Genomic DNA, 21,270 nt, shown 5'->3' with positions numbered 1-21,270 from the left:
CTACAACAACATACGGACCGCATTACCAAGCGCAAACAACTCTCCTGATGCGTAACGGGTGCGGTCTGAAACCTTGCAGTACCAGCCAAGCAATACCCCACCTGACGTTCTTGCTTCAATCCGGTCGGGTAAATCCCGAATACGACCAATAATTTTACCGTTTGGGTAACGAATGATGTGCTCTTTCATGGTGATGGCTCCTGTTGGTTTAAGGCAACCATCCGATTGAAATTTAAATGGGTCAACGGCGTTGCCCTAACAGGGTTCCGGTTGGATGCTTTCCCTAAATCAACAACCGAGTTTACCAATATGGCTACCCAAAACCTGTTAACCAGTGAACAACTTAATCAGCTTGCTGAGCTAGTACTTGAATTACTGGATAACCAGCCATTGAATCGTGAACAAGTTGATGAATTTACCTGCATGTTGCTCGACGATATTGCAGGGTTTGAATGTGCAACCGAAACTGAAATTCAGGAGATCACCGATGAAATCTGGAGCAGCATCAACCAAACCCGTGGATAAATCAGATACAGCCAAGCAAGCGGAGGCTTTGCAGCCAACCAAGATGGAACGCGCTACCGCTCTTTATATAAAGCTGATTACCGATGATGAGCATATTCCCCGCAAGGATATCATCGATGAGTTTGTGAAACAGTGTGAGCTAACTCCAGCTGGCGCAGCTACTTACTTCAACACTATCAAGAAACGGGTTAGTGCTAAGAAAAGTTAAAACCTGCTGTAACCAACCTACCCGAGCCAAGCCCGTACGCTGTTTTAGCAACGGGTTTACTTTTCTCCCAATTACAATCCAGATCCGCAAACTAATTTCTCTGCATCGAGTTACCCTTCAAATTAATCAGATGAGCACAGAGCAACCAAATTCCACGCACGGGAACCTTCTTATTCATACAGCGCAATAAATTTGGGAACTCACTAGCGATTTATGCCGTTTGCACAAGCAGTAAATCAATATAACTCATTGATATAACAGGCATAAACCAACCATTCCCTATATATAATAGGGAATGGCTACAAGCTCAAATTTCCTTATTTTTCATGATGTTATATTAATTTACTGCGATTACTGCGGAAGTATCGCCAGCTTAACCCTTTCTAACTTTTCTTTCATGGTTGGGTGGTTGTCGATTAAAGCGTTTATACCCGTTATTAAGCGTTTTAATCTCATTGGGCGTAGAGCATCTCGAGTTGACGATAAACAGCGCTGACAATCGAATTTAAACGCGTTTCCATTCCGGATATATTGCTCATGTCGATTGATATACCAGCCAACCGCTTGGTGAAGCGTCGAAAAACTAGGTTGTTTCATCGGGAAGGTATCTGGATTTTCTTTATCAGCTTCAATCACCGATTCAAAAGAGTACCGTGAATATTGCTGTACCAACTTGAAGAACATTGGATCAACCAAAACTACACATTCCTTTCCCTGCCAACGATAGCCACTATTTCTGCCGACCGCTTGATGAATTCGATCCAGCATTATCAGGAGTTTTAGCTTTCTATGTGGCACCATTCGGTTGAATTGCTCATACAATGTACTGATTTCTTCTTTGGTAGGAACACTCACTTCAATCACTGTATTGGCATCCATGAAGCTGTTCATCCCCTTGTTATTGCTAAGGTTTACTTCACACCCTTGCCCATTAGCAATATATTCAAAATCAAAACCGTTTCGTCGCACACGCTCCATGATGGGTGGCAATAGCCCATCATTAGCGGACCTGACTAGCTTTGTAGAGATCAGGTGCACATTCCCCCCAAATATTTTTGCGTTTGACGGCAATAAATCATCATGGATTCTGATTGTTGGATTACTCATTTTTATCAGCGCCATGATGATCAGTTCGGTCGTGGTAAAGACAATCTGATGCTTTTGAAAGCCAAATCCTGGTCTAAGGACATGTGGTTTAACCAAGTAAATCTGATCAGCATTTTTAGGATAATAACGCTCGATCTTCTGCCCAAAAACATTCTCAGCCCTTAATGCAGAGTTAAATGTTGCGAGGGTCATAAAGTCTTCCAATTCCGGATCGTCATAAAAAACAATAACGTCATCCGGAACGACCACCGATAGCATGCTACCTTCGTTGCTGATATTCATACGCCCGAGTGCACCTAATCGAGCATGGGTGGTTATGACCATATCAACGGAATGCCAATCTATGCGCTCATTGACTAAGCCTGTAAGCAAATCTGACGCATGATGTTCTGCTAAATCGGGATTCTGCTTAACTATAGCTGCATAAGTTTTTGCTTCGTTTATACGCCCTTCATCCCATGGGTGTGTCTTCGCAAATCTGGTAGGTTTAACACCAAACCGCTTTTCAATTTCATGTGAGCGGCTGGATAGCAATGCGACTCGAATACCTAGCTTTGACAAGCTTTCATACTTTTCTTCTGCTTGCTTATTGCTACGGCAAGCAAATAGCACTTTCTTACCCTGCTGACACAGCATGTAAGCGAGGTAACTTTTTCCTGACCCCTCAGGACCGTACAATAAGTTTATTTCAGCTAATTGGCCTTGGTTAGTGGTCAGAATCTCGCAGTTTTGCTGCCAGCTCACAGGTTTTTTAACGGGTTTAGAAGTATCAACTGTTTTTACACTAGTTCCAATCTCTGGAAAGATAGGATCTTCAGCTGATTTAGCGGGCGATTTGATCCACAAGGTTCCACAGGTCGAGCACACAATGTATGGATGTCCTTCTGAATTTACGTTAGCAAATTCTGTTGGGTTCTTGTCGTCGTGTACGGGACAGAATATATCCCTGATATGCCCGTTTATATCACCTGCTCTGATGAATCCATTACGATGGTGGATCGTAGTGTCAGGATCAACTATTCGACCACTAGTTGGTTTTTCTGTGACAACCCCATTGGTGAGCCGAGCCGATACGGATATCTGCGGCTGGGGCTCTTCACGAACAATAGGGATAAGACGCCAATCAAACTTTTCGCCTTTAAAATACCGTATAGACGAGTATTTTTTGCGGCTTTTGGGGCAGTTTGGCATTGCTTGGAATTGCGTAGGAACAAGCGATGAAAAGTCAAAACCGCGAAAATAATTGCGTGCACCTTGCGCTCTATCGTCCCAATCCTTCAAATCACATGGTTTATCAAAGGGCAGAACGATTTTAAAGCGTTCAGTTTTACCATCTTCAAGGTGGCTAAAACTGGTGTAATACAGGTATTCAAAACCCGTCAGTAGCTCCTGTACTTCATCAAAGGTTATGTCGCCATCACTGTCGAGCACCAAGCCCGTTATGACCTTGATGTTTTCTTTTTTTCGACCACCTTCCAAGTGCGTCAAATTAAAATAAGCAACTGAGTGGTTTTTATACGTTCTAGGTAAGTGACCATTCCGCATAAACCCCTGAGCTAAATCAGCAAATTCTGTAGTGCGAAATTTAGGCTTTGTTGACTTGAGTGAATTTAAAGTTGAAATCCGAATCTTCATTCGTAAATATCCTGAATCAAAGGCTATATACCCCACAGAACTATGCCGTGGGGCTCATTTGGAAAAAGAATGATGTAACTAAAGCTAAAGCCCTAAGGCTGGTCTTTAGTCGTCGGGGCTCCATTGCTTTAACAACTTGTATAAAGCTTTGAGGAGGTCCAAATGACTTGAAAATTGCTCAGGATATAAAACTATATCTTGCTGGCTATCTGAGAGGTTTTTTAACCTTAATGCACTATCGTGCAAGAAGCCTTCTAACGTGAACCAGTCAAGTTCAATAAGCATGGTTCTAAAATCCATCTTATATCCCCGTATAACGGAACCATCAAACGTGGCTTTTCGGAGAATAAATGGATTTCTACCTCGCCTATAAATCAACGTATACGGAGCCTGAAGCGGCTTTACGCCAACAACACCATAGTTACTTGATAAAATAACAAATGACCCGTCCGTTTTGCGCTTATAGCTGCCTGTTTTTAACGATAGAGCATCTAAAGCAACCTCGTTCTGCTTATTCATTTACTTTCCCCTTAGAGTGATACAGTGGGGTAAGCGATAACTCTGGCAGCAGTTGTCTATCTGGTTTAACGAAACGAAGCTCAACCAAATATGCTGATGGTGTAGAACGACCGGATGTAAAATTGGTGGTAGGAGCTAGACCAATAATGTCATTACAGATATAAGTCAGTTCATTAACGACACCACACACTACCTCAGAGCCCTTTACTAAGAACGCTAATCTATTACTTGCATTAATAGCCAATCGAGCAAAAAACCTTTGATAATCAATATGACTATTCAGCGAATATCCAGCATGCAAGTCATTTATGCAGTAGTTTTTAAACTCTATTGATGCCAAAGCATGACCAGCTGCAATTGCCGTCTTTTGAACATCACAGTGCTTTTGTTCAAGGGGATAATTTCCACGCTCGACAACCTTAATGAATGGTGTTACTTGTTCGAGCTTAAGGCTACTTGCCACCTTGTAAGTATGACATTCAATGCCGCGAAATATCCCGTAGTGCAATACATCATGCGCTGAGTGACTTTCTTGGCACTCCAACATACTTATAATTCGCTGACTCCATAGCTGCGGAGTATACGAATCTTTGCACTCACATGCGGGTTGAGGTAATTGAATCGTTTTTGCCAATTGGCAATCATTTATTCTTTTTGGCGATGTTGGGTTGTTCAGTTTCATCGCATTTTCCTTCATAACATAAGGGTTATGCGCATGAAATGAATTGATGTGTGAAATAAACCTAAACACAATCAATTCAAAACGTGCACGTCAATACTGGGCCATTTATGGCTAGATAGTTTTGACAAATTAAGCGCAGCGTTTCGAAAGACAGATATTTTAGCTTATCCACTCTGTGAACATTATGGCATCACTGAAACTAATACTGTTTCGTAACGAGATAAATCGGGTTGTCGTCCCGACGAAAGCAATTTAAACAAAACAACCATGGAATAGTCAACGGCTTTTTCTTGTAACCTATTAATTTTAATTAGGTTACAAAATAATAAAACGTCTGTTTTAAACTTTAAAATGAGCATGCTGTATTTTTTTTGAAGGAAAATTCAATTTTTTCATTAATTTGCATGATGCTATTTTGAGTCTTCCGCGACAAATTCAAACATGCCATAGCGATTTGTGGCTGGTAACGGGGTTCAAAAAAATATCTTACAGGACGTAGTTATTCCAACATCCCGCAGTACAGCTCGATTGAAACCGTACCACTAACTCACATGCTCGGTAACGAAACTGGTAAGGTCAAGGACCACTAGCGTGGTCAAGGTGCAGAAATTGCGGGGGTATCTACTTGCCAGCGTAGCCTCATAATCGTTAGGTCCACGGTTCAAGTCCGTGAGGGGCCACCATCAAATTCCTCAAAAGAGCCTGTTTTTACAGGCTTTTTTGTTTCCTATCATTCACTAATTTATATTCAAAAAATCACTGGGCGATGACTGTGTTACCCATGCATTACTACGAAACCTATCAAAGCCATTTGATAATTTTTTAAACCTCAATGTACTGACTTAATCACTGGTTCCTTAGATGTTTAACGTCAATTGCTGTTCATAAGCAGAGCTGTCACCAGTGTGATTGGTCACTAAACCTGCTGCGATGCCCACCAACCGGATACCTCGACCTTCAGCACGTTGCAGGGCTTGCGCCAACAAGCTATCAAGCATCTGTGGCGATAATGTGCTGGCGCGACTCTCAATGGTGGTCTGACGAAAATCGGCGAATTTGAGTTTTACCACTAATTTTCCTATCTGCCGCTCGTGTGTGTGGCGCTGTAATCTGCCAGCCAGCTCTTTTATCAGTCCCTGCATCACCTGTCGACACTGCTCCAGATTGAAAATATCCCGAGCAAGAGTGGTTTCAACCCCAACGGACTTCCGTGGGCGATAAGGCGTCAGTTCCCGGTCATCAATACCAAATGCACGTTGGTGTAATATGTGGCCAAACTTACCGAATATCTCCACTAATTTGTATTCAGGAAAGCGCTGCACATCTGCACAGGTATGTAATTGCATCTGTGCCAAGCGGCTGGCGGTAACTTTGCCGACACCGGGAATCTTGTGCAACGGTAGTTGTGCAATAAAATGGGGCAATTGCTCGGGAGTGATCACAAACTGACCGTTAGGTTTGTTAAGCTCTGAAGCCACTTTGGCCAGAAACTTCACCGGCGCAACCCCAGCGGAGGCGGTCAGCTCAGTTTCAGCCCAAATATCCCGACGGATAGCCTCAGCAATAAGTGTCGCGGAGCCCTGATACAAATCACACGCAGATACGTCAAGAAAGGCCTCGTCTAACGACAAAGGCTCAATTTTATTGGTGTAGCGCTGAAAAATAGCACGGATCTGCTGCGATATTGCTTTATATAGTTCCATCCTTCCCGGTAGCAAAATTAGCTGGGGGCAGAGCTTTAACGCATAGCCGGTTGCCATAGCGGAATGCACACCAAATTTTCGTGCCTCATAGTTACAAGTACTGATAACGCCTCGGCGCTCCCGACTGCCGCCTACAGCTAGAGGTTTTCCTCGATATTCAGGAAAATCACGCATTTCAACGGCTGCATAATAGCAATCCATATCCACATGAATGATTTTCTTCATTTTGTTTTACCTGGGTGTCGCACATAGAAATACTGTACAAATAAACAGTGTTATTGTAAAGGATATTAAAAAAGGAGCCGAAGCTCCTCTTTGTTAACCCAACAGATCTCAGCTGGTGCGAAAGTGACCGATGTTGTCCGTCAACGCCTTGCTGACTGCACGAAACGCTTTCATCTGTTCGACTAACTCTTCACTGGCGGTAAGTGATTCATCTGAACTTTCGCGCACGTCCTCTATATTACGCGCCACTTCATCCGCAACCACCGCTTGTTGTCCGATAGCAGAGGTCATTTCTGCGGTTTGTTGTTGGATCTCATCAATTGCAGCAGTGATGTCAGCCAACACAGCCTCTACCTGCACCGTAAGTTCTCTGCCGCTATCAGCCTCTTTAACGCCTGCCTCCATCACCTGCTCTGCCTGCAGTGCCTGAGCTTGCAGCGTCTGGATAATATCCTGAATACTGCTGGTAGAATCTTGTGTCCGTGACGCTAGTGTTCGCACTTCATCCGCTACCACCGCAAACCCACGCCCTTGTTCGCCTGCTCGCGCTGCTTCAATAGCGGCATTGAGCGCCAACAGATTGGTCTGTTCTGCTATCGCACGGATAACGCTGAGTACTTCACCAATTTCCTCTGAGCTGCTTTTAAGTTCGCGGATGACGCTGGCAGCAGAATTAACTTGGTTGGATAAAGCATACATGCCATTGGCAGCTTTTTGCACTGTCTGTACGCCAGCCAACGACTGCTTTTGTGCAGCATCGGCAGAATCGGCGGTTCGTTGGGCTCCTGCCGCCATTTCCTGACTGGTATGTGCCATTTCTGTTGCCGCCGTGGCAACTGACGCAATCTGCTGCTTCTGCGCCCGTACAGAACTGAGTGCCTGTTCGCACACAGCTACCGAACCGTCAACCCCGCGATCAACTTCTTCTGTTAGCTGGCGAGTCTCTTTCAACATATCTTCCACCTTAGCGGCGAATTTATTGAAAGCACTGCTCAGGCGCCCAAGTTCATCTTCGCGTTTCATCTGAATACGACGAGTCAAATCACCTTCGCCTTCAGCAATATCTTCTAGTGCATGAAGCAGCTCTTTCAGATGACGTCGAAATGGCTGCAACACTAAGCTGATGACCAAACCCACTAACAAAATGATGACAATCGAGATCAAACTGGTCTGCCAGAATTTCTGTTTAACCGGAGCCTGAAAAACCGCATCTGGTAACATAAATCCCAGATACCAGCGAACTTGAGGGTAATCGCTGCTGATATTGACGTAGCTGACATGCTGCAGTTGCCCCTGATAAGTCACTTCGCTTACACCGCTGCCATTGGCTTGCATAGTGTGTTTCAGCGCTGCAAAGCCACTGTTATCCGCAGACAGCGCATCGACCTGAATAAGGTCTGTACCAGGCGTGAAGGACTTATTAAAGCCTGGGAAATACACTAACTTCCCTTGGTCAGTCATCAAAAATGCCTGCCCTTCGCCTTGGTATTTAATGGGTGACAGCAAGTTTTTACCAATGGTATCGATAAGAATATCCATACCACCAATGCCAATCAGGCGTCCTGAACTATCTTTGACAACTGTTTTAACCGTGGCAGATACAGTACCGTCATTGGCATCCACAGCCGGATCGGCAACAAATAAGCCATTCTTGTCAATGGCCTCCTGCCACCATGGGCGTTTGTTGGTGTAATAATCAGGGTCACCGTCATAACGGCCATTCAAATCAAAGTATTCAAAGGTGTTTGCCGAACCCAGAAAGACCGACTTGATGTCTTTGTCACGTTCAGAGAAAAAATGAAAATATTTAATTAGCTCATGGTATTGGTTGTCATTTGAAAGATCTGAACCACGATCTTTATATGCTGAAAACCAATTAACAACCCATGGATTGGAAAAGATTGAGTGGATAATCTGACCTTTGGCATAAAAATAACTGCCGATCTCCTGCGCCTTCAGGTCCAACATGGACGAAATATCGCTATCAATACGAACACGGGTTTCGTCACTATCGGTTTTAACAATCAGGGCAGCTACCAACGTAAGTAATATTGCCAAAGCACCAGCAATAGTCACTACTAACTGTAGGCTTAATGAACGTTTAATTTGCAACATCAGGGCTCCTGCTTTTGCTTTTTTTATAGAGGAGCCAACAATGTATCAAAAGCCGCCGCACACTTTTAGTTAAAATTTACGTAACAAAGTGTTTAAAGGCTGACAAGTGTCAAAAATAACGTTCAGCAGAATAAAGAAAAGATGTACGCCAGTTCTTCCTTGCTGACAACAGGCTGTTGGGATGAGGAACAGCTAGGCGCTTTTTTTGTGACAACTTTATTTGTCACTTCGTCCAAACGTCGGTGCTGAGAGGTGTGCCCGGAGGAATGTCGACGGCTTCGCAGTGCGTTCATAAACAATATCCTTCTGTTATTGATTAAATAGTATACAGAAGCAACTGAATATGAACTGAACACTTATGTAAATCATCTTCTGGCTGTGTAAGCCGCAGCCGACATTCCTATGACAAATATTACATCTTTGACTGCAGATAATTATGTAATCCGATTTTTTGGATCAAACCCAGCTGTTTTTCCAGCCAATACATATGATCATCTTCGGTATCTTCCAGCAAAACTTCTAACAACTCTCGCGTCTGGTAATCCCCCAATTGTTCACACAGAGCAATCCCTCGGCGCAGAGACTCAGCCACTTTGTATTCGTACTGCAGATCGTTATGCAGCATCTGTTCAACATCAGCCCCGATGTTGAGCGCGTCACGATTGGTAATATCGGGCTTGCCTTCAAGAAACAATATTCTGGAAATCAGTTTGGCCGCATGACCTCGCTCATCAAGTGATTCATGATTGACACGTTCATACAACTCATTCAGCCCCCAATCCTCATACATGTGGGCATGAACAAAATACTGATCCATTGAAGATAACTCGCCGGTGAGCTGTTTATTCAGCATCTCGATAATCTGTGGATGTCCTTTCATAATGCCCTCTTAAGCCTCTTCTAATTGAGATTGCAGATAATTCTGAATACCGGTCAAACGTATAAGTTCAAACTGGGATTCTAACCAATCCAGATGTTCTTCCTCATCTTCGAGAATGTCTTCCAGCAGATCCCGGCTTACATAGTCTTGTTCAACCTCACACAAGGCAATGGAGTCCCGCAACAGTTGCAACTGTGCCTCTAACATCAGTTTGTCACATGACAACATCTCTTCACTATGCTCACCAATCCGCAGTTTTTCCAGCTGTTGCAGATTCGGCAGACCTTCAAGAAACAGTACCCGCTCTATCAACTTATCGGCATGTTTCATATCCTGAATGGATTTTTTATAACTGTGATGATTGAGACCTTCAAGTCCCCAGTTTTTAAACATTCTGGCGTGAAGAAAATACTGATTGATAGCAGTAAGCTCACACGTCAATACCTTGTTAAGCTGTACTACTACTTTGGGTTGACCTTTCATAACACAGTTCCTTGTAGAAGTGGGTTTGATCTATATCAATTTTTTAAGAGTAACCTCTGCAGCAATAAATATCAAATTACGCTTTAATTTCATATGGTTAATAAAAATAATAATTACTATTTACAATCATATATAGAGAGAAGTGTTTTGATACAGCAATTTTTGACAATAAAAAAACGGCCGAAATGGCCGCTTTTTTATTAATTATCATATCATTAGAGAATACGGTGTTTAGCCAGATATTCCTGCCGTTTGGCTTCCTTCGCGTCTCTAGCCTTACGTCGGTCACAGGGCTCGTCACAATCACACGCTTTGGCAATACCCAAGGCACCTAATCCACCACAACTTCCCTGAACAGCTTTACGCTTAAGCAAGTAGCCGATCGACATCAACAAAAAGAAAACCAGTAAAAACAAAAAAGCGGCTATGAATGTACTCATCATGATTCCTCTTGCTTCAGGTATTAACTTAAGTACAACTGCATTATACCTCAAAGCGACAATCGTTTCATTGGCGGTCTAAAAAGCTAACAACATCAGTAATATCAATACGTTCAGTAAAAGGATAGGCTAGAAATTGGGACATATAACAGAAGGCACAGCATGGTGCTGTGCCTTCATATTTTACCTAACCACCGAAGTCATCCAACAATATATTGTCTTCTTCAACGCCGAGGTCTTTCAACATCGCAATGACCGCAGCATTCATGACTGGAGGACCACACATATAAAATTCACAGTCTTCCGGTGCTTCATGACTCTTCAGGTAGTTTTCATAAAGCACGTTGTGAATAAAGCCAGTGTATCCATCCCAGTTATCTTCAGGCTGCGGATCAGACAGCGCCACATACCAGTTAAAGTTATCGTTTTCTTTAGCCAGCATATCGAAATCTTCAACATAGAACATTTCGCGCTTAGAGCGAGCACCGTACCAGAAACTCATCTTACGTTTAGTTTTGATACGTTTTAGTTGATCGAAAATATGCGAACGCATTGGCGCCATACCAGCACCACCGCCAATAAATACCATTTCAGCATCAGTATCTTTAGCGAAGAACTCACCAAACGGACCGGAGATTGTCACCTTATCGCCAGGCTTGAGACTCCAGATGTACGAAGACATCTTACCGCACGGCAAACTCAGATTGCGTGGTGGTGGTGTCGCAATACGCACGTTTAACATAATAATGCCAAACTCTTCTGGATAGTTCGCCATTGAATATGCGCGGATTACCGGTTCATCAACTTTAGACTCCAACTTAAAGAACCCAAAATGATCCCAGTCCTTCCGATACTTCTCTGGAATATCAAAGTCTTTATAGTAGATATGATGAGCTGGCGCCTCGATCTGGATATAGCCACCAGCACGGAACGGTACTGATTCGCCGTCTGGAATACCCAGTTTCAATTCCTTAATAAAGGTTGCCTTGTTGTCATTGGAGATAACGGTACATTCCCACTTCTTGATGCCGAAGATGGATTCATCTAGTTCAATCTCCATGTCAGATTTTACATTAACCTGACATGACAGACGGCAGCCCTCGCGGGCCTCCCCTTTATTAATATGGTTGAGCTCCGTTGGCAAAATATCTCCGCCACCGGATTTAACTTTCACTCGGCATTGGCCACAGGAGCCACCACCACCACAAGCTGACGAAACGAAAATGCCATTATCAGCCAACACGCCAAGCAACTTACCCCCAGCCGCAGTATTGATGGCTTTTTCCGGGTCGCCATTGATAGAAATTGTGATATTACCGCTGGAGACTAGTCTGGATTTGGCGAACAGAATCACCAATACCAACACCAGTACAATGGCGGTGAACATACTCACACCGAGGTACACCTCAAGTGGAGTGGACTTAAAAATACCAAGAATATCCATTAACTTATCCTTAGAAGGTCCAATTCAGGAAGCCACTGGCCGCATCAAAGCGACACACCAGAGAACGACATGAAACCCAACGCCATTAGACCTGCAGTCAGGAAGGTGATCCCCAACCCACGCAGCCCTGCTGGCACATCTGCATATTTAAGTTTCTCACGGATACCCGCCATCAACACAATTGCCAATGCCCAGCCGGCACCCGAACCAAAACCAAATACCGCACTTTCGCCTAACGTGTAATCACGTTCCACCATGAAGGATACCGCACCAAAAATAGCGCAGTTCACAGTGATCAACGGTAGGAAAATACCCAAGGCGTTGTAAAGTGGCGGGAAATACTTATCCAATGCCATTTCTAGAATCTGCACCAACGCCGCAATCACCCCGATAAAGGTAATGAACTTAAGAAAGCTCAGATCGGCATCAGGAAACCCCGCCCACGCCAAAGCACCTGGTGCCAGCAACCCTTGATAGATAATCTGGTTGGCAGGTACTGAAATTGTCATGACTAAAACAACGGCAATCCCCAACCCCATGGCTGTTTTTACTTTTTTGGACACTGCTAGGAAAGTACACATTCCTAGGAAGAAGGACAGTGCCATGTTTTCGATAAAGATCGAACGGATCAATAAACTCAGATAGTGTTCCATCATACTTATCCTTTCGCTTCAACCTGTTCGGGTTTCTTCGTACGAATGACCCAAATCAGCATGCCAATCAAGAAGAAAGCGCTGGGAGGTAACAACAGCAGACCATTGGGCTGATACCAGCCACCATCAGAAATTTTCTGCAGGATCTGCACACCAAACAGGGAACCGCTGCCGAAAAGTTCACGGAAAAAACCGACGGTCAACAGCACGGCACCATAACCTAAACCATTACCAATCCCATCCATAAAACTCATTAACGGTGGCGATTTCATGGCATAGGCTTCAGCCCGGCCCATAACGATACAGTTGGTAATAATCAATCCCACAAACACGGATAACTGCTTGGAGACATTGTAGGCGTATGCCTGCAACAGCTGATCGACCACAATTACCAATGAGGCGATAATAGTCATCTGCACGATGATACGAACGCTGCTAGGAATTTGGTTTCGGATCAACGAGATAAACAAGTTAGAAAATGCAGTTACCGCCGTGAGTGCCAGCGCCATTACCAGAGCAGTTTCCAGTTTGCTGGTAACCGCTAGCGCACTACATACCCCTAGAACTTGCAACGCAATAGGGTTGTTGTTGAGGATAGGTCCGGTGAGAACCTGTCTTAGTTCTTTAGTATCAGCCATTAGCTCAATCCTCCATTGCGTGCTTTTTCAATGAAGCGGGCAAAACCTTCATCGCCCAGCCAAAACGTCAACGTATGCTGCACGCCGTTACTGGTCAATGTCGCACCGGAAAGCGCATCGACACCATAGTCAGATGCGGCCACCGCAGGATTTTTGGTGACTTTAATTGCGATATTGCCGTTTTCGTCAAACAGCTTTTTGCCGTTCCACTTCGCTTTCCATTTTGGATTCTGAACTTCGCCCCCCAGCCCCGGAGTTTCCCCCTGACTATAATAAACCAGATTCTGCACTGTGTTCATATCGGGCTTGACCGCTAGGAAAGCGTACATGGTTGACCATAGACCATAACCGTGAACTGGCAAAATAACAGTGGTGAGTTTGCCTGCATCATCATGCACTAGATAAACTACTGCGTTATCCGCAACACGTTTAACAGAAGCGATATCGTGTTGTGGCACAAATGATGTTGCCGGATCACGCGAAGCCTTCTGTTGATCATAAGTGTCACCATCAATACCTGATACCATAGAGCCGGTTTTCAGGTCTACAACTTTAGCTTCTACATACTTTTTATAAGTCTGTAAGATATCTTTCTTGGTCAACTTGGCCTGCGGGTCAATCAGTCCTGCTGCTTCAAGAATATATTTTTGCTTATCCAGCAACCTGTTTTCCTGTTGGGTCGGCTTAAGCAATACCGCCGCTGTCGATACAAAGATAGAGCAGATCAGACACAAACCGACAACGATAAACAGCGTCCTGGCGAATGAATCTTTATTCTTAGCCACGAGCAATCCTCCGCTTGATATTCGCCTGTACCACAAAATGGTCAAATAACGGTGCAAACAGGTTGGCAAACAGGATCGCCAACATCATTCCTTCTGGGAACGCCGGATTGATAACCCGAATAAATACCGCCATGGCTCCAATCAGGATGCCATATGCCCATTTGGCTTTATTAGTAAAGGAGGCCGATACCGGATCTGTAGCCATAAACATCATGCCAAAAGCAAAACCACCCAACACCAAATGCCAGTACCAAGGCATCGCAAACATAGGGTTGGTATTAGAACCGACGGCATTCAACAACAGAGACACCCCAATCATGCCGACCATCACGCCGCCCACAATGCGCCAAGACGCAATCCGGGTATAGATGATAATCAAGCCGCCGATAAGGATTGCTAAGGTGGACACCTCACCAGTGGAGCCAGGAATAAAGCCAAGAAACGCATTCCACCAACTCTGGTCAAAGGCATAACTCAATTTACCTGCTGCCGCCTGACTTAATGCAGTTGCACCTGAATAACCATCAGCCACTACCCAAGTAGTATCACCTGACATATTGAGTGGATAGGCAAAGAACAGGAATGCACGGCCAGCCAATGCAGGGTTAAGGAAGTTACGTCCGGTTCCGCCAAAGACTTCCTTGGCGACCACCACCCCGAAAGTAATCCCCAATGCAACCATCCACAACGGAATAGTAGGCGGCAGGATCAACGCAAACAGGATGGAGGTAACAAAGAAACCTTCGTTAACTTCATGGCCGCGCACCATGGCAAATAACACTTCCCAAATGCCACCGATGGCAAAAGTCACCGCATAAATAGGCAGGAAGAAACAGGCACCATACCACATCAAGGTCGCCCAGCCGGCATTAGTGGTAAGTTGGGCACCAAACAACTGAAACAACCCGACCTGCCACACATCAGGAGTACCATGACCAGCAACCAACGCTATCTGTGCCTGCAATCCGATATTGTACATGCCCATAAACATTGCCGGGAACGTACACGCCCAAACGGTAATCATCATGCGCTTCAGATCTAGGTTGTCGCGCACATGGGTTCGCCCAGTATTCACCTTACCTGGCGTGTAAAGAATGGTCGCGGCTGCTTCATAGAGCGCGTACCATTTTTCGTATTTACCACCTTTTTCAAACTGCGGTTCAATACGATCAAGAAAATCTTTTAAGCTCATAGGCCTTCCCTCTCAATGGTATCCAAGCAGTCACGCAGATAGGAACCATAGTCATACTTACCGGGGCAAACGAAAGTGCAGAGCGCCAAGTCTTCTTCATCCAGTTCTAGCGCACCCAGTGCCATGGCACTGTCAGTATCGCCAGACAGCAGATCCCGCAACAGCATAGTGGGCAGAATATCTAGCGGCATGACCCGTTCATAGTTGCCGATAGGCACCATCGCCCGTTCAGACCCGCCAGTACTGGTCGTCATGTTAAACAGACGGGAAGGTGTTAAATGACTCAAGAAAGCACGAGTGACGGAAAACTTATCAGCGCCAGGCATTACCCAACCAAAAAATTCCTTCTCGGTTCCTTCTTCCACCAATGAAATCTGTAACGAGTAACGTCCAAGATATGCATGAGGGCCTGAGGCTGTTTCCCCGTTCAGCACCGACCCGGAAATCACACGTACCTGACCACTGGCTTTTTCACTGGCCACCAGCTCATCAGTACTTGCCCCCAATAAAGTACGGATAAGACGGGGAGATTTTGCTTTCGGTCCACCAATGGCTATGACTCGATGGCAGTTTAATTCACCTGTAGTAAACAACTGACCAACGGCAATCACATCCTGATAGCCGATGTGCCAAACCGTGCGTTTTGCAGAAGCCGGCATCAGGAAATGGATATGAGTGCCCGGCAGCCCTGCTGGATGTGGACCTGCGAACTCTTCCACCTGAGCATTGGCGGCGGGAATATCCGCACCTGGCGCTTTGCACAAAAAGACCTTCTCGCTAAGTCTGGCAAGCACTTTCAGACCATTGACAAAATCGTCTTTATGTTCAGCAATGATGACTTGAGGATCCGCAGCCAACGGCTGAGTATCAATGGCGGTAACAAAAATAGCGGAGGTTGAGGAATCTACAGCAGGAACTTTACTGAAAGGCCGTGTACGAAATGCCGTCCACAAACCGGATTCAATCAGATTTTCCCTAACTTTGGCAGGCTCCAAAGAGTCAATGGCAGCGGGATCGTACTTAGCAAAAGAAACCGACTCGTTCCCTTCGACTTCGATCACCACTGACTGCAAAACTCGTCGGGCGCCGCGGTTGATGTCTGCAACAATGCCACTGGCAAAAGCGGTATATTTGACGCCGGGGTTCCTTTTATCTTCAAAAAGAACCTGGCCCTTCGCTATTTTGTCGCCCACTTTGATCTTCATCGTTGGACGTAAGCCAATATACTCTTCACCCAATGTAGCAACGTGTTTAATGGCTGGGCCATCATGGATAACTTGCTTTGGTTTACCTGCAAGAGGTAAGTCCAATCCTTTCTTGATTGTAATCATATCCACATGCACTACGGTTGAAGGAAAGACAATGCGCCGCGTTCCTGCCAATCCAGGGCATCACACAACAACTATGCCAAGCATTGAGTTAGCGCAGATTTATCTCAGAAATGCGATCGCAATCACGTTGTTCGGCGGGCATTCTACCCCAATTGAAATGCTATAGCCACGAAAATTGTAGTATTTTTGTGCCCACAAGTATTCCAAAAAAACCTATTTAAACAACAAATTCACAGCACTGTTTTTACAAATAAACCCAGCGACCCGCCATCGCTGCATTTATGAACTAATTCACTCTTTTAAAAATAGATAATTTTGTGAGTACAACCACTGCAAAAAAATAAATTTGCGACTGATCACACTTAACGAGCCTAACATTCTCCAATCGCCATAAACCCGGCGTGTCTATAGATAAATGGATCGACCGCGTTATACCGTACACCTTAGTGCAATTGGTATTACCATTGCTATTACACTTTAGTAAGGAAGCGCTAATTTGCAGCAAAAAACGGCATGAATTTACATCCATGCCGTTTTTCAAAGGGTCAAACCAGTACCGCTTACAATGTCTTCAAAATAGCGTCGCTAAGCTTAAGTTCTTCGTTGTGATTAACGCTAACACCAGATGCGATAACCTCTTTTGCTATCTGTTGTGCTTGCTCTAGCGAGTGCATCGTAAAGGTACCGCACTGATACTGATTAAGCTCAGGAATCGCGGCCTGATCTTGCACTTGCAGCACGTCCTGCATTGCGGCTAACCAGGCGTCAGCAACACGCTTTTCATTGGGGGTGCCAATCAGGCTCATATAAAAACCGGTACGACAACCCATCGGTGAAATATCAATAATCTCAACACCATCGCCATTCAGATGGTCACGCATAAAGCCTGCAAACAAGTGCTCCAACGTATGGATGCCACGCTCGCTCAATATGGCTTTGTTTGGCACGCAAAAACGTAAATCAAACACGGTGATCTTATCGCCCTTGGGTGTGGTCATCTGTTTAGCTACCCGCACGGCAGGTGCTTGCATCCGCGTATGATCCACAGTAAAGCTGTCTAACAGTGGCATAACTGCCTCCCTCAATTCACTCTTAGGTTGCCGAGACAAGCTCTGCAACTAAACACGTTCACACCAATATTAACCACGACATTTAGGTGACTGTGGCACTTCAGCCAGAGCCAGCCACTCTTCCGGGGTGTAAGTATGCATGGATAACGCATGGACACCGTTTGCCAATTCATGAGCCAATGTTTCATTGACTTTTCGATGCCGTGCCAGTAACCGCAAACCGTTAAACGCCTGACTGACCAACACCACTTTAAAATGTGTCTCAGAATTTGGTGGCACATGGTGGTTGTGGCTCTCGTTAAGCACTTCAATATGTTCAGGTAGCAACGCCGCCTGTAATTTTTGTTGAATAGTTTCAGCAACTGACATAACTCATTCCCCAGCGGGTGGTAATTGGCGGCAGGTTACTTGCTCAGCATACAAAGATCAATCAACAAACAACACCCAGCAATCCCAATTAACAACAATGAAAGTCAGGGATCAACTGCCGAAAGGTAAAGTTTAACCGAGGTTGGTCTAACGTTAGCCTTTTGGGAACCGCGTGCTGCCAGTGTTGCTGCATTGGCCAGCGCATCAGTAATAAATCACCGCTATACAAAACCAATCTTAACTTTTCGCCACTGTGTCGATGCCGAATATCAAAATCCCGCGCCGCGCCGATAGTCACCGACGCAATATCACTTCCAGGCTGCAATTCAGGTTCATTGTCACTGTGCCAGCCCATACATTCGCGCCCATCAGCATAGTGATTAACTAACACGCCGTTGCTGCGTAACTGGAAATCCCGCATTAGTTTATGCCGCAGGCGGCCACAGTATTTAGTCCAAGGCTGCGCTTTTACCATCAGGCCCGAGTATAGATAGTCACAACCGGGATCACCGAACCATACTTGCGTTCGAGGAATCGGGTGAGATTTACCAAAAACCGCCACCACGGGCTTTTGTAGCGGATATTGCTGAGCTTCTGCCCACAGCGCTTGCTGCTGCGATGGGTCAAGGTAAGCTCTGACCAACAACATAGGGGGTTGCCGATAAGTGGTCATATGTTGGCATCCGCTGAAATCATGCTCAAACAGCGCCGACTGTTGTAAATTATTTGGCATAAGAGATGGCACTATGATTGGTGAAAGTCGCTATTCCTGATGGCTTCTGCGATAATCCGCAGCAGATTTTTCAGTTAACTCAGCGTTATCATGGCCCAGTTCTCCTTCGGAAACCAAGTACTCGATTTACAGCGTTATCCATCAGTATCGCAAACCAATTTGCAAGCGTGGGATGCCGCCGATGAACATCTCCTGCAACAATTGGCCGAAAGAACGCTACCTAACAGCATATTAATGCTAAATGATAGTTTTGGCGCCTTGTTATGTATGTTAAAAGCGCTGCATCCGTTGCTAGGCTGTTTTTGGGTGTCCGATGCGGCGACATCACATTATGGCGCCAAGCAGAATCTCAGTCTGAATCAACTCTCTACCGCCGATATTCAGTGGCTCCACCAGCCTTCAGACAACGTGGCATCAGTGCATTTGACGTTGATGAAACTGCCCAAGAATCTCAATTATTTTGCCTGGCAGCTAACACAATTATCCAAACAATTACCTGCAGGCAGTGAGTTACTTATCGGTGCCAAAGCAAAATCGATCAATGCATCATTATTGCAAACCATCGCCCAATATTTTGGCCCAGCCACTGCCAGTCTGGCATGGAAGAAAACCCGCATCATTACTGCCATCGCCGATGGCAAGCCTCGGCCAGAGCTACTCCCAGAACAATGGACAGTGCCTGAATACAAGTTACAACTAACCAACCTGAGCAACGTTTTTGCTGCAAGTAAACTCGATATTGGGGCCCGCTTGATGCTGCAACATCTGCCACAAGGAGCGTTTCATGATGTTATTGATTTAGGATGTGGCAATGGCATTTTAGGCCTCAGAGCGGCACAACTTTACCCCCAAGCCAATATCCATTTCGTAGATGATTCTTTTCAAGCTGTCTCATCTGCCAAACAAAACTGGCAACAAAACGACGGCCATGCTGCCCTAGGGCATTTTTACTGGGATGATTGCCTGACCCATCTCCCAGAGGATATTGAAGCGGATTTAATTCTCTGTAACCCGCCGTTTCATCAAGGTGAAGCAATTACAGATCATATTGCCTGGCAGATGTTTGTCGATGCCCGCCGTCAGTTGCAACCAGGGGGCAAACTGCAGGTGGTAGGTAATCGTCATTTGGGTTATCACATCAAGTTAAAACGCCTCTTTGGTAATTGCCATACCGTTGCCAGCAATCAGAAGTTTGTCGTCCTGATAGCCATAAAGTAACCACCTAAATTATTAACTTTTACATTACGAACTGGTAGCATCTCCAAGTTTTTCTTCATATTCATTTGAGCGCTGAAAAGGAGTTTCAACTATGCGTTCCTGTTTGATGATTTTTGGTTTTCTGCTACTCGTTTTATCGCCATCGTCTCAGGCGCAGACGTTATATGAAAAGTACGCCTCGCTGCCCATCATGGAAAATCTAAGTATCTCGCCTGACGGCAACAAGCTCGCGGCAATATATAATGCTGCGGATGGACCACAAGTGGTACTGATGGACTTTCCCTCGGTGGAATTTACCCCCTTAGTGCAGTTGAAAAAAGCCCGTGACCGCATCGAATACGTGGTTTGGTCAGGGAACCGTTATTTGATTGTCGCCCTCAGTTATCCAGAATATAGCAGTGGTGATTACTTCCGTATCAATCGCCTATATCGTATTGACTTAAAAACCAAAGAAGCCAAGGAACTCACAGATAAACGCTTCTCCAAAAAAGACTATTACAGATATGTCAATTTCAGACTAGTATCAGCGTTAAAAGATGACCCGGAGCATATTCTCGTCTCAGCTTATGATGAATTGGACAGAGGCATTAGTGTCTACCGCGTAAATCTGGCAGACAGTGATTTTGATAAAATCATTGTCAATAACTATAAAATTGATAGCTGGTATACTGATAATCACGGTGTGGTGCGCCTCGGACTGCAATGGGAAAAAGACAAATCCACTGATGAACATAAGCTAACCACCTGGTATCGCAATGCTGATGGTGAGCCCATGAAAGCACTGCATACCGTGATCATTGGTAAATCTGAAACCTTTGAGGTAATGGGGCTCAGTGAAGATGGCAATAAAGCCTATGTTATGAGCGATCGCATAAATAAGCGTGAATCTTTATGGCTTTACGACATCCAGAACAACCAATTTGAACGAGAAGTGTATAGCAATCCCGAGTATGATTTGGCGGGAGCACTGACCAATAACGAAGGTGAGTTAAGCGGTGTCTTTTACTATGACGACTACCAGCGCCAACACTATTTCTCTGACAATGCTGAACAACAAACGGCGTTAATCAAAAAACTCTTACCAGAGATGGAAAGTTTTGTCGTTGCCAGTTCACGAGACAAGCAACGCTTTATTGTCCAAGCAGAATCTACCACACAGATACCCGTTTATTTTTATGTGGATTTACGTAATAAAATGTATGGTCCGCCTCGTTGTTGCAAGCATAAAATTCAATGACGAGGTGGGTCTGCGCTAATGTATTCGGAGTCTCTGTTGGAGGCTCTCGCCTACCGCTCCACGATGAGTTCCGCGCCG

The 21,270-nt window shown here is 45.0% G+C and carries 22 protein-coding genes; 4 read left to right on the top strand and 18 right to left on the bottom strand.

Annotation, left to right across the window (positions count from 1 at the left end; translation table 11 throughout):
- Positions 1-189, bottom strand: coding sequence for a hypothetical protein (locus IE064_RS08945; protein ID WP_189617531.1), 189 nt, complete (start codon positions 187-189; stop codon positions 1-3).
- A gap of 36 nt (positions 190-225) precedes the next feature.
- Between IE064_RS08945 and IE064_RS08940 the strand changes: the two genes are divergently transcribed.
- Both IE064_RS08940 and IE064_RS08935 read left to right on the top strand, forming a co-directional pair.
- Positions 226-525: a hypothetical protein gene (locus tag IE064_RS08940; RefSeq protein ID WP_189617530.1), complete on the top strand. Its 300-nt coding sequence runs from the start codon at positions 226-228 to the stop codon at positions 523-525.
- A complete protein-coding gene (locus IE064_RS08935; RefSeq protein WP_189617529.1) occupies positions 488-733 on the top strand; it encodes a hypothetical protein in 246 nt (81 codons plus the stop codon). Before IE064_RS08940 ends, IE064_RS08935 begins: the two co-directional genes overlap by 38 nt.
- 351 nt (positions 734-1,084) lie before the next feature.
- Here the strand turns inward: IE064_RS08935 and IE064_RS08930 are convergent, their stop codons facing one another.
- The 17 genes from IE064_RS08930 to IE064_RS08850 form a co-directional block, all read right to left on the bottom strand.
- Positions 1,085-3,475, bottom strand: a complete 2,391-nt coding sequence (locus IE064_RS08930) for a hypothetical protein (protein ID WP_189617528.1) — start codon at positions 3,473-3,475, stop codon at positions 1,085-1,087.
- A 105-nt stretch (positions 3,476-3,580) separates the two neighbouring features.
- Positions 3,581-3,994 (bottom strand): hypothetical protein, encoded by a 414-nt coding sequence (locus tag IE064_RS08925; protein WP_189617527.1) that lies wholly within the window; start codon positions 3,992-3,994, stop codon positions 3,581-3,583.
- Positions 3,987-4,676 (bottom strand): hypothetical protein, encoded by a 690-nt coding sequence (locus IE064_RS08920; protein WP_189617526.1) that lies wholly within the window; start codon positions 4,674-4,676, stop codon positions 3,987-3,989. The genes IE064_RS08925 and IE064_RS08920 overlap by 8 nt, the downstream gene beginning before the upstream one ends.
- Before the next feature lie 857 nt (positions 4,677-5,533).
- Positions 5,534-6,604, bottom strand: coding sequence for a DNA polymerase IV (dinB, locus tag IE064_RS08915; protein ID WP_189617525.1), 1,071 nt, complete (start codon positions 6,602-6,604; stop codon positions 5,534-5,536).
- A 108-nt stretch (positions 6,605-6,712) separates the two neighbouring features.
- The gene (locus IE064_RS08910; protein ID WP_189617524.1) at positions 6,713-8,719 is read right to left on the bottom strand and encodes a methyl-accepting chemotaxis protein; all 2,007 of its coding nucleotides are present in this window, start codon (positions 8,717-8,719) and stop codon (positions 6,713-6,715) included.
- Positions 8,720-9,131: 412 nt separating this feature from the next.
- Positions 9,132-9,599 (bottom strand): bacterioferritin, encoded by a 468-nt coding sequence (gene bfr / locus IE064_RS08905; protein WP_189617523.1) that lies wholly within the window; start codon positions 9,597-9,599, stop codon positions 9,132-9,134.
- 9 nt (positions 9,600-9,608) lie between these two features.
- Positions 9,609-10,082, bottom strand: a complete 474-nt coding sequence (bfr, locus tag IE064_RS08900; RefSeq protein WP_189617522.1) for a bacterioferritin — start codon at positions 10,080-10,082, stop codon at positions 9,609-9,611.
- A gap of 215 nt (positions 10,083-10,297) precedes the next feature.
- Positions 10,298-10,522 (bottom strand): (Na+)-NQR maturation NqrM, encoded by a 225-nt coding sequence (gene nqrM / locus IE064_RS08895; protein ID WP_133040464.1) that lies wholly within the window; start codon positions 10,520-10,522, stop codon positions 10,298-10,300.
- Positions 10,523-10,709: 187 nt separating this feature from the next.
- Complete coding sequence (gene nqrF, locus IE064_RS08890; RefSeq protein ID WP_189617521.1) at positions 10,710-11,966, bottom strand: NADH:ubiquinone reductase (Na(+)-transporting) subunit F; 1,257 nt, start codon at positions 11,964-11,966, stop codon at positions 10,710-10,712.
- Between the two features lie 44 nt (positions 11,967-12,010).
- Complete coding sequence (gene nqrE, locus IE064_RS08885; protein WP_133040465.1) at positions 12,011-12,619, bottom strand: NADH:ubiquinone reductase (Na(+)-transporting) subunit E; 609 nt, start codon at positions 12,617-12,619, stop codon at positions 12,011-12,013.
- Positions 12,620-12,624: 5 nt separating this feature from the next.
- Positions 12,625-13,257 carry an NADH:ubiquinone reductase (Na(+)-transporting) subunit D gene (locus tag IE064_RS08880; RefSeq protein WP_133040455.1) on the bottom strand — a complete coding sequence of 211 codons (633 nt, stop codon included), beginning with the start codon at positions 13,255-13,257 and terminating at the stop codon, positions 12,625-12,627.
- Entirely contained in the window at positions 13,257-14,042 is a 786-nt protein-coding gene (locus IE064_RS08875) for a Na(+)-translocating NADH-quinone reductase subunit C (protein WP_133040456.1), read from the bottom strand. The genes IE064_RS08880 and IE064_RS08875 overlap by 1 nt, the downstream gene beginning before the upstream one ends.
- Positions 14,035-15,234, bottom strand: coding sequence for an NADH:ubiquinone reductase (Na(+)-transporting) subunit B (locus IE064_RS08870; protein ID WP_189617520.1), 1,200 nt, complete (start codon positions 15,232-15,234; stop codon positions 14,035-14,037). The genes IE064_RS08875 and IE064_RS08870 overlap by 8 nt, the downstream gene beginning before the upstream one ends.
- The gene (locus IE064_RS08865; RefSeq protein WP_189617519.1) at positions 15,231-16,565 is read right to left on the bottom strand and encodes a Na(+)-translocating NADH-quinone reductase subunit A; all 1,335 of its coding nucleotides are present in this window, start codon (positions 16,563-16,565) and stop codon (positions 15,231-15,233) included. The genes IE064_RS08870 and IE064_RS08865 overlap by 4 nt, the downstream gene beginning before the upstream one ends.
- A gap of 560 nt (positions 16,566-17,125) precedes the next feature.
- On the bottom strand, positions 17,126-17,635 hold the full coding sequence (luxS, locus tag IE064_RS08860; protein WP_133040459.1) for an S-ribosylhomocysteine lyase: 510 nt from the start codon (positions 17,633-17,635) through the stop codon (positions 17,126-17,128).
- Between the two features lie 69 nt (positions 17,636-17,704).
- Positions 17,705-18,004: a BolA family protein gene (locus tag IE064_RS08855; RefSeq protein WP_133040460.1), complete on the bottom strand. Its 300-nt coding sequence runs from the start codon at positions 18,002-18,004 to the stop codon at positions 17,705-17,707.
- Between the two features lie 88 nt (positions 18,005-18,092).
- Positions 18,093-18,677: an alpha-ketoglutarate-dependent dioxygenase AlkB family protein gene (locus IE064_RS08850; protein ID WP_229799938.1), complete on the bottom strand. Its 585-nt coding sequence runs from the start codon at positions 18,675-18,677 to the stop codon at positions 18,093-18,095.
- Between the two features lie 147 nt (positions 18,678-18,824).
- Between IE064_RS08850 and IE064_RS08845 the strand changes: the two genes are divergently transcribed.
- Both IE064_RS08845 and IE064_RS08840 read left to right on the top strand, forming a co-directional pair.
- The gene (locus tag IE064_RS08845) at positions 18,825-19,955 is read left to right on the top strand and encodes a methyltransferase (RefSeq protein WP_373295256.1); all 1,131 of its coding nucleotides are present in this window, start codon (positions 18,825-18,827) and stop codon (positions 19,953-19,955) included.
- A 91-nt stretch (positions 19,956-20,046) separates the two neighbouring features.
- The gene (locus tag IE064_RS08840; RefSeq protein WP_189617516.1) at positions 20,047-21,192 is read left to right on the top strand and encodes a hypothetical protein; all 1,146 of its coding nucleotides are present in this window, start codon (positions 20,047-20,049) and stop codon (positions 21,190-21,192) included.
- The last annotated feature ends 78 nt before the right edge of the window (positions 21,193-21,270 follow it).

Source organism: Shewanella fodinae, assembly GCF_014651955.1.
Lineage (GTDB): Bacteria > Pseudomonadota > Gammaproteobacteria > Enterobacterales > Shewanellaceae > Shewanella > Shewanella fodinae.
This window is presented reverse-complemented; position numbering and strand designations above follow the sequence as displayed.